The sequence below is a fragment of the Burkholderia sp. JPY481 genome (assembly GCF_038900515.1).
In the GTDB taxonomy this organism is placed as follows: domain Bacteria; phylum Pseudomonadota; class Gammaproteobacteria; order Burkholderiales; family Burkholderiaceae; genus Paraburkholderia; species Paraburkholderia youngii.
Map to the genome: position 1 here is coordinate 73,052 of NZ_JAYMRT010000003.1, position 13,313 is coordinate 86,364.

Sequence of the window (13,313 nt, forward strand, 5' to 3'; positions counted from 1 at the left end):
ACAAGCAAACGTTTCAATTTTTATTGAAGCAGCAAAAATTACGTAATTCATGTGTCTCGAATGCGCATCAATAAACGCATATGCTGAGCAACGGAATGTGGCTAAAAGCCAGTGTCTTAAGTAGACTTCTGACGAGTGTGCCGCAATGCAGACAATCGGGCATAAATGACGTAAATGGCGCGGCACGCGATTGCCGAACGACTCCGCTGCTCAATTGCTCAAACGTTTGCGAATGAGCAACAGGTAGCGACCACTTCCGGAAAACATGGTCCCAATCCTCGACTATCTGCTTGAACGCCAGATCTCACCGCAATGGCGCGGCATGCTGAGCGCACTGGCGAGCGAGTTCGAGGCGCAAATCGGACGCGACGAATTGCGTCAGCTGATGCATCGCGTCGGCAACCGTTTCGCGCTCGCGCATCCGCTGCCCGCCTGCGGATCGACGGCGGAGCTCCAGCAGGTGTTGAACTCTTACTGGCATCAGATGGATTGGGGATACGTCGCACTCGCCGATGAGGCCGAGTCGCTGCGCATCATTCACTATTGCGCGCCGCTGCCGGCCTTCGGCGAAGCGGCGCTCGCCTGGACGCCGGCGTTTCTCGAAGGCGCGTATCAAACCTGGTTGAGCGCGTTGGGCGCGCAGGGTTTGTCGGTCGTGCAGACGAGCGCGTTCGGCGAGGACAGCTCGCTCGAATTCCGCCTCGGCCGTCATCCGGCCTGAGCATCAGCGGCTCTGAAGAACGACATACCAGGTTCAAGACAGTGCGGTAGTAATGCAAGAAATGTGCGACGTCGATACAGCCGACGCGTGGAAGCAGGGAAGGCAGTTCAAATAACAGCGCTCCGAGGAATCGGCTCGGGGCAATGCACGGTATGTACCGGACGGCGGCATCATGAGTTCATCGAACGACATCGAAAAACTGTTCGAGCAATTCGGCGGCGACGCCAATGCGTACCAGGAGATCGGTCGCGAGAACGACGCGCGCACCGCGCGCACCCGTTGGCCGCTGCTCGTCACGCTCGATCTGACGCAACCGGCGATTCCGGCGATCGGCCAGCTTCGCGACCCGAAACAGCAGCCGCCGGCGAGCGTGGCGCCACGGCCCGTCGCCGTCCATGAGGACACGACGCCGAAGGACATGGCATCGGTGACGCGGGCGAAGGCGCCGCTCTTCACGCGCCATCACCGGCGTGACATTCCTCCTGTGCCGGTGAGTCCCGCGCAGCCGGCGGCGCCGAGTGGCGCGTCGCGCTTCCGTACCGCTGATGAAACCGACGAGGCTGCCGCGCCGGGCGTGCCGGCTGCCGCCCCATCCGCGCCTAACGCGCCTAACGCGCCTAACGCGCCTATCGCGCCTATCGCGCCTATCGCGCCTATCGCGCCGATCCCGCCGGTCTCCGCACCGGCTCCGGCAGCGTCGCAAACCTCGATTCCACCGATCGCACCCGCATGGGTCGCACCCAGCGTCAGCGCCGCACCGGCAGCGCCGTTGCCACCGCTACAGGCCACGCAACCCACCTACACCGCCCCGCCCGCGCATCCGGCCCAGCCACCGTCGATCCTCGGCAAGATGTTCGCCGCGCAGAACCCATCCACGCGGCCGCAAGCTGCCGTGCCTGCGGCCCAGCCCCAGCCCACGTCGCTGAACTCGCTCTTCGACCGTCTGCGCGGCACGCCCGTGCAAGGCGCCCAGCCACCCGCCGGCCCCGCGCGCGGCGGCTTCCCGTCGTGGCTCACCAACGGTCCGCGTCGGCCATGAAAGTCATTGCCGTGGTATCCGCCAAAGGCGGGGTCGGCAAGACCACCCTCGCCGCCAACCTCGCCTCCGTGCTGGCCAACAGCGGCCGGCGCGTGATCGCGCTCGATCTCGATCCGCAGAACGCCTTGCGTCTGCACTTCGGGGTGCCGCTCGACAGCGTCGACGGCGTGTCGCGTGCAACGCTCTCCGGCAACCCGTGGCAAACGGTGATGTTCGACGGCATCGACGGCGTGACCGTGCTGCCGTACGGCGCGCTGCTGGAAGATGACCGCCGCCGCCTCGAGGCGCATATCGACCAGCATCCGCAATGGCTCGCGCAGTCGTTGCAGAACCTGCGGCTCGATGCGTCCGACATCGTCATCATCGACACGCCGCCCGGCTCGTCGGTCTACGCGCGAACCGCGCTGAGCGCGGCCACCTTCGCGCTGAACATCGTGCTCGCTGACGCCGCGTCGTACGCGGCGATCCCGCACATGGAGCGGCTGATCGAAACCTATGCGGCGCCGCGTGCGGACTTCGGCGGCGTCGGCTACGTGGTCAACCAGATCGACCAGTCGCGCCAGCTGACCAAGGACGTGCTGAAGGTGTTGCGCCAGATGCTCGCCGGCAAAGTGTTCCCCGGCGTGATCCATCTCGACGAAGGCGTCAGCGAAGCGCTCGCCTGCGACACGACGCTGATCCACTACGATCCGCTGAGTCAGGCCGCCGCCGATTTGCGCGCGTGCGGCGCGTGGCTCATGGCGGCGCTCGACGCGATCGCCGCCCAGCCGAGGAACGTCGCATGAGCAGCCCAGCCTCCTCCCGCGAACCCGAGGGCGGCGAGCCTTCACGGTTCGAGCGCTTCATCGAAGCGAACTTCTGGAACAGCCGCATCGTCACCGGGCTCGTCACGCTGCTCGCGCTGTACATGCTTTACTTCGTGTTCACGGTGCCGCTCGAGTTCTATCAGCAGCTGACCTTCGCGACGCTGTGCTTCGTGCTCGCGCTGATGTTTCGCCGTCTGCCAGGCCGCTACGCGACGATGGTCATGATCATGCTGTCGATCGTCGCGTCGGGCCGCTACATGTACTGGCGTCTGACCGAAACGACCGCCTGGGAGCGGCCGCTCGACGCCGCCTGGGGTTTGCTGCTCGTCTCCGCCGAGCTCTACGCGACCCTCGTGCTGATGCTCGGCTACTTCCAGACCGCGTGGCCGCTCAAGCGCAAGCCGATGCCGCTGCCCGCCAATCGCGACGAGTGGCCGACCGTCGACGTATTCATCCCGACCTACAACGAGCCGCTCGCGGTCGTGAAGCCGACCGTCTACGCGGCGCTCGCGCTCGACTATCCGGCCGACAAGATGTCGATCCATGTGCTCGACGACGGCCGCCGCCCCGAGTTCAAGGCGTTCTGCGAGGAAGTCGGCGTGAACTGGACGATCCGCACGAACAACCGTCACGCGAAGGCCGGCAACATCAACGAGGCGATGAAGATCACGACCGGCGAGTACCTCGCGATCTTCGACTGCGATCACATCCCGACCCGCTCGTTCCTGCAGATCGGCCTCGGCTGGTTCCTGCGCGACAAGCTGCTGTCGATGCTGCAGACGCCGCACCATTTCTTCTCCCCCGACCCGTTCGAGCGCAACCTCGGCACCTTCCGCAAGGTGCCGAACGAAGGCGAACTGTTCTACGGCCTCGTGCAGGACGGCAACGATCTGTGGAACGCGACGTTCTTCTGCGGCTCGTGCGCGCTGTTGCGCCGGAACATGGTCGAAGAGATCGGCGGCATCGCGGTGGAAACCGTGACCGAGGACGCGCACACCGCACTGAAGCTGCACCGCCTTGGCTACACCACCGCGTATCTGGCGATTCCGCAGGCCGCCGGCCTCGCGACCGAAAGCCTGTCGGGCCACATCGGCCAGCGCATCCGCTGGGCGCGCGGCATGACGCAGATCTTCCGCATCGACAATCCGCTGACCGGCAAGGGGCTGAAGATCGGCCAGCGCCTGTGCTATCTGAACGCGATGATGCACTTCTTCTACGGCGTGCCGCGTCTCGTGTTCCTGACCGCGCCGCTGTCGTACCTGTTCTTCGGCGCGCATGTGATCGAAGCGGCGGCCAGCACGATCGCGATCTACGCGCTGCCGCACATGATGCACGCGAGCATCACGAACTCGCGGATGCAGCGGATGTTCCGCCATTCGTTCTGGGCCGAGGTGTACGAGTCGGTGCTCGCGTCGTACATCACCGCGCCGACGCTGCTCGCGCTGATCAATCCGAAGCTCGGCAAGTTCAACGTGACGGCCAAGGGCGGCGTGATCGAGAAGAGTTATTTCGATTGGTCGATCTCGCGGCCGTACCTGTTTTTGCTGCTGCTGAACCTGCTCGGCTTCCTCGTGGGTCTCGTGCACATCTATCTGAACTGGCACGTGCGCAGCATCGTCGAGACCACGCTGCTCAATCTCGCGTGGACCAGCTACAACATGCTGATCCTCGGCGCGAGCGTGGCCGCCGCGAGCGAGCGCCGCCAGATCCGCGCGGTGCCCCGCGTCGCGATGAAGATGCCGGTGATGCTGAAGTTCTCGACCGGCCGCACGCTCGCGTGCGAAACGATCGACTACTCGGAAGGCGGCGTCGGTGTCGCGCTGCCCGGCAAGATCGAAGTGCCGATGCAGGAGCCCGTGACCGTGTCGCTGTTTCGCGGCGACGAAGAGTACGCGTTTCCCGCCACCGTCAGTTTTACCGAGCCGGGCCGCGTGGGCCTGCGCTTTTCGTCGATGTCGCCCGAACAGGAGTACGAGTTCGTGAAGACCACCTTCGCCCGCGCGGACGCGTGGACCGGCTGGGCCGAGGGACGCGAGACGGACACGCCGCTGCGCGGCCTGTCGCATGTGCTGAGGGTCGGCGTGCGCGGCATCGCGGGTCTGTTCGAGCATCTATACGACGACTTGCGCAGTTCGATCAAAAGCCGTCCCGCGGACGTCAAGAAGCTAAAAACGAAAGACTGATCTATGGGCTACCGGATGCCGAACGACAAGATCGAACACCCGGCTCACGGGCGCAACAGCACTGGACCCCAATCGCGTCTGTTCGCCCTCCACGGCTCGCGACACTCGCGGCGAATCATGCGAGGCGTCGCCTGCTGGCTTGCGCTGCAGACCGCGCTGGCGTCGTTCGTGCCGCTCGCTTACGCGGCTGCACCGGCTGCCGCCCCGGCATCCAAGCCGGCCCCGGCAGCCGCCGCAACCGCCGGCGCGGCGCAAAGCCCGCAAGTCGCGACCGGTGTCGGCAACGTGCCCGCGCCGAGCGCGGCGGTGCCGTTCGATCCGAACGCGATCGCCCAGGACCAGCTCGCCACGCCGACGCCCGCGCTCGCGGCCTCGTCGGTGAAGGCGCTCGGCATGCGCACGCCGACCACCGCCGAGCCCGGCACGCTGGTGCCCGGAGGCCGCCGTCAAACGCTAACGTTTGCGGACTTCGGCGCGCTCGACCCGCTGCAACTGCGCGGCGTCGACGGCCAGAACGGCATTGCGTTCTCGGTGCGCGGCGACGAAGTCGTGACCGGCGCGACGCTGCATCTGATCTACAGCTATTCGCCCGCGCTGCTGGCGAACCTGTCGCAACTGAAGGTCCTGATCAACGGCGAGGTCGCCGCCACGCTGCCGCTGCCGCACGAGCAGGCCGGCATGCTGGTCGCGCGCGACATCACGATCGATCCGCGCTTCATCACCGACTTCAATCACCTGAACCTGCAACTGATCGGCCACTACACGACGGCCTGCGAAGACCCCGCGAACTCGTCGCTGTGGGCGACGATCAGCAACGCGAGCTCGCTCGACCTGAGCTACGCGTCGCTCCCGACGAAGGCGGAACTGGCCGCGCTGCCGCAGCCGTTCTTCGACCGCCGCGACGTGCGCCGCCTCGAACTGCCGTTCGTGTTCGCGCAGAAACCCGGCAACGGCACGCTCGAAGCCGCGGGCATCGTCGCGTCGTGGTTCGGCTCGCTCGCCGGCTATCGCGGCGCGCTGTTTCCGACCCAGCTCGACAGCCCGCCGCTGTCGGGCAACGCGGTCGTGTTCGCGACCAGCGACCAGCATCCAGCCGGCGTGACGATTCCCGAGATTACCGGGCCGACCATCGCGGTGGTCGAGCGCGACGCGAACGCGCGCGGCAAGCTGCTGCTCGTGCTCGGCCGCGACGAGGCCGAGCTGAAGACCGCCGCGAAGTCGCTCGGCATCGGCCATAGCACGCTGTCCGGCGCGAGCGCGACGATCACGTCGCTGAACGCGATCACGCCGCGCGTGCCGTACGACGCGCCGAACTGGCTGGCGACCGACCGCGCGGTGCGCTTCGGCGAACTCGCCGATCCGAAAGACCTGACCGTGTTCGGCTACGACGCCGACGCGGTGCGCATCAACATGCGTGTGGCGCCCGATCTGTTCATGTGGCACACGCGCGGCGCGCCGATCAACCTGCGCTACCGCTACACGGTGCGGCCGGCGCGCGACCGCTCGTCGCTGAACATCAGCGTGAACAACGGCTTCGTGCAGGCGCTGCCGATTCCGGCACGCTCGACCTCGGTGTTCGAGATGAGCCGCTACTTCAACCTGATCATGCCCGACGGCACCGCCGACGCGCGCCGCAACATCCGCATCCCGCCGCTCTTGATGACGCCGCGCACACAGCTGCGCCTGCACTTCTACTACGACATCCCGAACACCGGCGAATGCGCGGGCCGCCTGCTGCAGAACGTGGTCGGCGCGATCGATCCGAACTCGACGATCGACCTGTCGTCGTTCCCGCACTACATGGCGCTGCCCGACCTGGCCGCGTTCGCCAACAGCGGCTTCCCGTTCACGCGGATGGCGGATCTGTCCGAGACCGCCGTCGTGCTGCCGGACGCCCCGGACCCGAGCGACTACAGCCTGTATCTGCTGACGATGGGCCGGATGGGCGAATCGACCGGCTTTCCGGTCGCCGGGGTGACCGTCACCCATGCGGCCGACGTCGACCACTTCGCGGACAAGGACCTGCTGGTGTTCGGCGCGCCCGGCAAGCAGCGGCTGTTGCAGCGCTGGTCGAAGTCGATGCCGTTCTCCAGTAACGGCGACGCGCACACGTTCCAGCTCACCGACCTCGTGTTCAAGCTGCGCGACTGGTGGCATGGCGAGCGCGGCGTCGAGCGCACACCCGCGCGCGCCGATCTGACGATGGTCAGCTCGAGCGGCGCCGCGCTGCTGACCGGCTTCGAGTCGCCGCTGCAGAGCGGCCGCAGCGCGGTTGCGCTGATCAGCGCGGCCGGTCCGTCGGACGCCGACCTGTCCGCGGCGCTGCTCGACGCCGACGTGCTGCCGAAGATTCAAGGCGCGATGGCCGTGATCCATGGCCGCGACGTCACCATCACGTCGAACGGCTCCGCATACTATGTCGGCCATTTGTCGCCGCAGGAGTATCTGCGCTGGGCGCTGTCGTCGCATCCGCTGCTGCTGTTGTTCGGCGGCGTGCTCGCCGCGCTGATCATCGCGGGCCTGTGCTACCGGACGCTGCGCGCGCTTGCCGCGCGTCGACTGAAGGACTGATGGAACGGATATGACTCGTATGCGGTTCCGGATCGACAGAAGGACCTCTTTTGCGCTGGCGCTCGGTATCGGCATCGCGGCGTCGGCGAGTCTTGCGGCTTCGAGCGGCACCGCGCAGGCCGCGCAGAACGCCGCCGCCTGCGGTGACTGGAGCGCGTGGCGAACCTTCGTGCAACGTTTCGTGCAGGCCGACGGCCGCGTGATCGACTACTCGACACCGACCCAGCAGACCACCTCGGAAGGCCAGTCCTACGCGCTCTTTTTCGCGCTGGTCGCCAACGACCGCGCGACCTTCGACAAGCTGCTCGGCTGGACCCGCGCGAATCTCGCGGGCGATCAGTTCGATCCGCAGAACCTGCGCCTGCCCGCATGGCAATGGGGCAAAAAGCCGGACGGCTCGTACGGTGTGCTCGATCCGAATTCGGCATCGGATTCCGATCTCTGGATCGCCTATGACCTGCTGCAAGCCGGCCGCCTGTGGCACAACCCCGCCTACACGCAGCTCGGTCAGGCACTCGCCGAGCGCATCGCGCACGACGAAGTCGCGAACCTGTCCGGTCTCGGGCCGATGCTGCTGCCGGGCGCGCAGGGTTTCAGGAACGGCAGCGTCACGCGTCTGAATCCGAGCTATCTGCCGCTACCGGTGCTGCGCGCGCTCGCGCACGAGGTGCCGGACGGCCCGTGGGCCAAGCTCGCCGACAACGCCTATCAGTTCGTCAAAACCGTCTCGCCACAAGGCTTCGCGCCCGACTGGGCGGCGTGGCAGAACGGCCGGTTCGCGGTCGATCCGAAGAACGGCGATGTCGGCAGCTACGACGCGATTCGCGTCTATCTGTGGGCCGGCCTCGCGTCGCCCGCCGATCCGCTCGCGAAGCCGTGGCTCGGCGCGCTCGGCGGCATGCGCGCGAAGGTCGCGCAGAACGGTTTCCCGCCGGAGAAGGTGTCGTCGACCACCGGCGCGTCGAGCGGCGAAGGCCCGCTCAGCTACTGGGGCGCGCTCGCGCCGTACTTCAAGACGCTGGGCGACGAGCATGGCCTCGGACTCGCGCGCACGCGGCTCGCCGCGCTCGACGCGAGCGTGCCGGGCCGCGAACCGGTGTACTACGATCGTGTGCTGGGTCTGTTCGGCACGGGGTTCATCGATGGCCGCTACCGCTTCGATGAAGCCGGCAGCCTCGTGCCCGCCTGGAGGGCGGCATGCGATTGAACGCTCTCGCCGTGTCGCTGCGCATCGCGCTGTCCGTCGGCGTGGTCTACTGCGTGGCCGCGACCGCGCCCGATGCGCTCGCGCAGGCGAGCAAAGACCCGCTGAGCGTGCTGATCGATCAGGGCAAGTACTGGCAGTCGCATCAGCGCGGCGATCTCGCCGAGCAGGCCTGGCAGAAGGTACTCAGCATCGATCCGAAGCAGCCCGACGCGCTGTTCGGCATGGGCATGGTGCTGGCCGACCGCAAGGACGGCGCCGGCGCGCAGCAATACCTCGCGCGGCTGAAGGCGGCCGCGCCGAACTATCCGAATCTCGATGAGCTCGGCCGCCGGCTGGGCCAGGCCAGCCCGCGCGATCAGACGATCGACGAAGCGCGCCGGCTCGCGCAAGCCGGCCAAAGCGCGAGCGCGGTGCAGGAGTATCAGCGCGCGCTGACCGGCAAGCCCGCCACGCCGCAGTTGCAGCTCGAGTATTACCAGGCGCTGTCGGCGACGCCGCAGGGCTGGGACGAAGCGCGCCGCGGCCTCGAACAGCTCGCGCACGACAACCCGAACGACCCGCGCTTCGCACTCGCGTACGCGCAGCATCTGACCTATCGCGACGTCACGCGGCGCGACGGTATCGCGCGGCTGCAGAAGCTCGCGGGCGACACCTCGGTCGGCGCGGCGGCGAAAAAGAGCTGGCGCCAGGCGCTGCTGTGGCTCGACGCGCGGCCCTCCGACGCCGCGCTGTACGAATCGTTTTTCCAGACCGCCGGTGAAGATGCCGCGGTAAAGGCGCGCTACGAATCGATGGTGCAGCAGGACGCCGCGGCGCGCGCCCGCGCGCAGCAAAACGCCGCCGCCGACGTGCGCGGCCGCGTGATCGCCGAGGGCTTCGCCGCGCTCGACCGCGACGACGTCGTGACCGCGCGCGCCAGGTTCTCGTCGGTGCTCGCAAACAGTCCTAACGATACCGACGCGCTCGGCGGCATGGGCATCGCCGCGCTGAAGCAGGAGCGATTCGCGGACGCGCGCAACTACCTGGAGCGCGCCTCGCGCGGCCCCAATCCGGCGCGCTGGAAAACCGCGCTCGACAGCGCGACCTACTGGACCTACACGAGCGAAGCGATCGGCGCGCGCAGCAACGGCGAGTTCGCGAAGGCGAAGGCGCTGTTCGAGCGCGCGATCGCGCTGAATCCTTCGGACGTGACCGCGCAGGTGCAGCTCGGCGAAATGCTGCTTCAGACCGGCGACCCGGCCGGCGCCGAGCAGGCGTACCGGATGGCGCTGCGCCGCCAGGCCGACAACCCCGACGCGATTCGCGGCCTCGTCGGCGCGCTCGCCGCACAGGGCCGCGCCGACGAAGCGCTGCAATTCGCCAATCAGCTGAACGCGGAGCAACAGGCGAAGGTCGGCGGCATCGACCGTTTGCGCGGCGATGCGCAGGCGGCGCAGGCACGCGCGGCCGAAGCGCGCGGCGACCTCGGCACCGCGCGCAGCCTGTTCGAAGACGCGCTGCTGAACAAGCCCGACGATCCGTGGCTGCGGCTCGACCTCGCGCGCATCTACGTGCGCCAGGGCGCCGTCGCGAATGCGCGCAGCATGATGGACGGCCTGCTCGCCACCCATCCGGACATGACCGATGCGCTGTACGCGAGTGCGCTGCTGTCGGCGGAAACGCAGGACTGGTCGACCGGTCTCGCGCAGCTCGACCGCATTGCGCCCGCGCAGCGCACCGACGCGATGACGACCTTGCAGCATCGGCTGTGGGTGCATCAGCAGGCCGATCTCGCGACGCGCATGGCGAAGAACGGCCAGACGCAGCAGGCCATCGCGACCCTGCGCGCCGCCGAGCCGGTGGCCGGCAACAACCCCGAGCTGATCGGCGTGATCGCCGGCGCGTACCAGCAGGCCGGCGATTCGACCCGCGCGCTGGGTCTCGTGCGCGCCGCGATGAGCGCGGCGCCCGGCAATACCGATCTGCTGCTGCAGTACGCGGGCATTCTGTCCGCGGCAGGCCAGCAGGTCGAGCTCGGCAACGTGATGCGCCAGTTGCAGACCACGCAGCTGACGCCGCAGCAGCGCACCGACTTCGACAACCTGAATCTTGGCATCGTCATCCGGCAGGCCGATGCGGTACGCCTGCGCGGCGATCTCGCAAGCGCCTACGAGGTGATCGCGCCATGGCTCGCCGCGATGCCCGACAACCCCGACCTGCAGGCCGCGCTCGGGCGCATGTACGCGAGCGCGGGCGACGACCGCAACGCGCTCACGAGCTTTCGCGTCGCGCTGCAGCGTCGCCCCGACGACCTGAGCCTGCTGCAGGCGGCGATCTCGGCCGCGGCCGGCTCGAAGCAGTTCAGCTACGCCGAAACGCTCGCGAACCAGGCGCTCGCCCTCGCACCGAACGATCCGGGCGTGCTCGCGACGGTGGGCCGCATGTATCGCGCCCAAGGCAATCTGTCGCTCGCGTCGACCTATCTGCAACGCTCGCTGGTCGCGGCCAATACGCCGCTGGTCGCGAACGCGCCCCGAACCGCAGGCAGCAACGTGCCGCGCGGCTGGGAAGCGGCGATGAGCCAGATCGGCGCGACGCCGCTGCCGGGCACCAATCCCTTCGAAGGCAAGACGGCGATCGCGACTTCGAGCGACACCGACAATGGCGCGCGTCCCGCGCTTCCGTTCCTGAACACGCAGTCTTCCTCGCCGACGCAGACCGTGCCGAACTATCCGCCGCCCCCTCCGCCCGCGCCGTATGTCGCGCCTTATACGGCGCCCGCCGCGACGCCTTATAACGCGCCCGCCGTGCAGCCCGCCCCCGTCGCCGCACCATATGGAGCGCCCCGCTCCGCCGCCGAGGTCGGCGGCTACGGCCAGGAATCCTATGGCTCGAGCCAGTCGGGCACGCCGTTGCAGCCTTATCCGGGGCAAGGCCCAGCGCCGATGCAGCCGATGCCGCAGCAGCAGTACAACGCGGGTTATCCGCAGCCGCAGCCTTATGCGCAGCAGCAGGCGTATCCGCAGCAGCCCTACGGCGCGCAGGACGGCTATGCGGCCACTCCATGGCCGATGTCGCCGGCCGCGCGCGAAGCGCAGGCCAACGCCGCGTCGGCGACGCCGCTGCCATACGGATCGACCCGCACCAGCGCGAAGAAGAACACGAAGAAGAGCACCGCGAAAACGAGCCAGCCGGCGCCGGTCTATGCGCAGCAACCGCCGCCGTATCCGCAGCAACAGGGCTACGCGCAGCCGTATCAGCCGTATCAGCCGTACCCGCAGCAGCAGCCCTATCAACCGCAGCCGCCATACCCGAACCAGGGCTACTACGCGCAGCAGCCGTACATTCCGCAACCGCCGGCCGGCTATGCACAGCCGTACTACCCGCCCGGCGGCAGCGCGCGGAACAACCCGCAGCCGAACGTCGCAAACGCGCAGACGCTCGGCGTCGCCGAGGAGCTTGCGCAGATCAATCGCGAGCAGTCGAGCACCGTGTCGGGCGGCCTGATCTTCCGCAATCGCGTCGGCGAGGACGGCCTGTCGTCGCTGACCGACATCGAGGCGCCGATCCAGGGGCGCATCAAGGCGGGCAACGGTCACGTGGTCGTGACCGCGACCCCGGTCACGCTCGACGCCGGCACCGCGTCGAACAGTACGTCGACGCTCGCGCGCTTCGGCGCGGGGCTTTCGACCGACTCGTCAAAGAACGCCGCGGTAAACGGCACCAACAACTATGGCAGCCAGACCGCGAGCGGCGTGGGATTGTCGGTCGGCTACGACAGCCGCAGCATCAGCGGCGATATCGGCGTGACGCCGATCGGCTTTCGCGAGACCAACATCGTCGGCGGCGCGCAATACAACGGCGGCATCACCGACAAGGTGTCGTACTCGATCGCGGTCGCGCGGCGCGCGGTGACGGACAGCCTGCTGTCGTATGCGGGCGCGCGCGATGCGGCCGCCGGCCTCGAATGGGGCGGCGTCACGTCGACCGGCGCGCGCGCCAGCCTCGCGTGGGACGACGGCACGAGCGGCCTGTACGTGAACGCGTCGTATCAGCACTACATGGGCAACAACGTGCCGAGCAACAACGCGGTCAAGGGCGGCGGCGGCGTCTACACGCGTCTGCTGAAAGACGCCGACCAGACGCTGACGGTCGGCGTGAACACGACGATCATGGGCTACAACCGCAATCTGTCGTTCTTCACGTACGGCCAGGGCGGCTACTTCAGTCCGCAGCAGTACGTGATCCTGAATCTGCCGGTCGAATGGTCGGGCCGCGCAGGCCTGTTTACGTACGACGTGAAAGGCTCGATCGGCGTGCAGCATTACCGCGAGGATGCGTCGAACTACTTCCCATTGAACGACGGCTCGTCGCGCCAGGGCGACGCGGCCGCCGCCGCGCAAGCCCTCGGCAACGGTCTGACCGCCGTCTACCCGGGGCAGAGCAAGACCGGCGTGTCGTATTCGATCAGCGGCGTCGGCGAATATCAGCTCGCGCCGCAGCTCGCGGTCGGGGCAACCGCGTCGTTCGGCAACGCTTATGAATATCGCGAGTGGCTTGCGGCCGTGTACGTGCGCTATAGCTTCAACAAGCAGACCGGTTTGCAGCCGTTCCCGCCGGTGCCGTTGACCTCGCAGTATCTGTCGTTGTCCAACTGACGCCCCACGTTCATTCGCATTGCCTCGCATAGCGCGTACGTCGCGTATCGATCCACGCCGGAAAAGCGGGCGCTTCTTCCGCTTTCGCTGCGCTGCAAACGCGCCTCGCGGTAAATGTTGCCCATGCATCGAACGACGTGCCGAATCGG

General features: G+C 67.6%; 7 protein-coding genes. All 7 read left to right on the top strand.

Features of this window, described 5'->3' with window-relative positions; translation table 11 throughout:
* Positions 1–265 precede the first annotated feature (265 nt).
* The 7 genes from bcsD to VSR82_RS09730 all read left to right on the top strand — a co-directional run bounded on the left by bcsD (position 266) and on the right by VSR82_RS09730 (position 13,164).
* Positions 266–721 (top strand): cellulose biosynthesis protein BcsD, encoded by a 456-nt coding sequence (gene bcsD / locus VSR82_RS09700; protein ID WP_429457397.1) that lies wholly within the window; start codon positions 266–268, stop codon positions 719–721.
* 172 nt (positions 722–893) lie between these two features.
* Complete coding sequence (bcsP, locus tag VSR82_RS09705; RefSeq protein ID WP_498857660.1) at positions 894–1,760, top strand: cellulose biosynthesis protein BcsP; 867 nt, start codon at positions 894–896, stop codon at positions 1,758–1,760.
* Entirely contained in the window at positions 1,757–2,545 is a 789-nt protein-coding gene (gene bcsQ, locus VSR82_RS09710; protein WP_368585979.1) for a cellulose biosynthesis protein BcsQ, read from the top strand. The genes bcsP and bcsQ overlap by 4 nt, the downstream gene beginning before the upstream one ends.
* On the top strand, positions 2,542–4,749 hold the full coding sequence (gene bcsA, locus VSR82_RS09715) for a UDP-forming cellulose synthase catalytic subunit (protein WP_368585978.1): 2,208 nt from the start codon (positions 2,542–2,544) through the stop codon (positions 4,747–4,749). The genes bcsQ and bcsA overlap by 4 nt, the downstream gene beginning before the upstream one ends.
* Positions 4,750–4,752: 3 nt before the next feature.
* Positions 4,753–7,320, top strand: coding sequence for a cellulose biosynthesis cyclic di-GMP-binding regulatory protein BcsB (gene bcsB, locus VSR82_RS09720; protein ID WP_429457393.1), 2,568 nt, complete (start codon positions 4,753–4,755; stop codon positions 7,318–7,320).
* 19 nt (positions 7,321–7,339) lie between these two features.
* A complete protein-coding gene (bcsZ, locus tag VSR82_RS09725) occupies positions 7,340–8,527 on the top strand; it encodes a cellulose synthase complex periplasmic endoglucanase BcsZ (RefSeq protein ID WP_429457777.1) in 1,188 nt (395 codons plus the stop codon).
* Positions 8,518–13,164, top strand: coding sequence for a cellulose synthase subunit BcsC-related outer membrane protein (locus VSR82_RS09730; RefSeq protein WP_429457391.1), 4,647 nt, complete (start codon positions 8,518–8,520; stop codon positions 13,162–13,164). Before bcsZ ends, VSR82_RS09730 begins: the two co-directional genes overlap by 10 nt.
* The last annotated feature ends 149 nt before the right edge of the window (positions 13,165–13,313 follow it).

What these genes read in the sequence shown, in the direction of transcription:
- bcsD (WP_429457397.1), top strand. Translation starts at nt 266, where the DNA reads ATGGTCCCAATCCTCGACTATCTGCTTGAACGCCAGATCTCACCGCAA.
- bcsQ (WP_368585979.1), top strand. Translation starts at nt 1,757, where the DNA reads ATGAAAGTCATTGCCGTGGTATCCGCCAAAGGCGGGGTCGGCAAGACC.
- bcsA (WP_368585978.1), top strand. Translation starts at nt 2,542, where the DNA reads ATGAGCAGCCCAGCCTCCTCCCGCGAACCCGAGGGCGGCGAGCCTTCA.
- bcsZ (WP_429457777.1), top strand. Translation starts at nt 7,340, where the DNA reads ATGCGGTTCCGGATCGACAGAAGGACCTCTTTTGCGCTGGCGCTCGGT.
- VSR82_RS09730 (WP_429457391.1), top strand. Translation starts at nt 8,518, where the DNA reads ATGCGATTGAACGCTCTCGCCGTGTCGCTGCGCATCGCGCTGTCCGTC.
- bcsB (WP_429457393.1), top strand. Translation starts at nt 4,753, where the DNA reads ATGGGCTACCGGATGCCGAACGACAAGATCGAACACCCGGCTCACGGG.
- bcsP (WP_498857660.1), top strand. Translation starts at nt 894, where the DNA reads ATGAGTTCATCGAACGACATCGAAAAACTGTTCGAGCAATTCGGCGGC.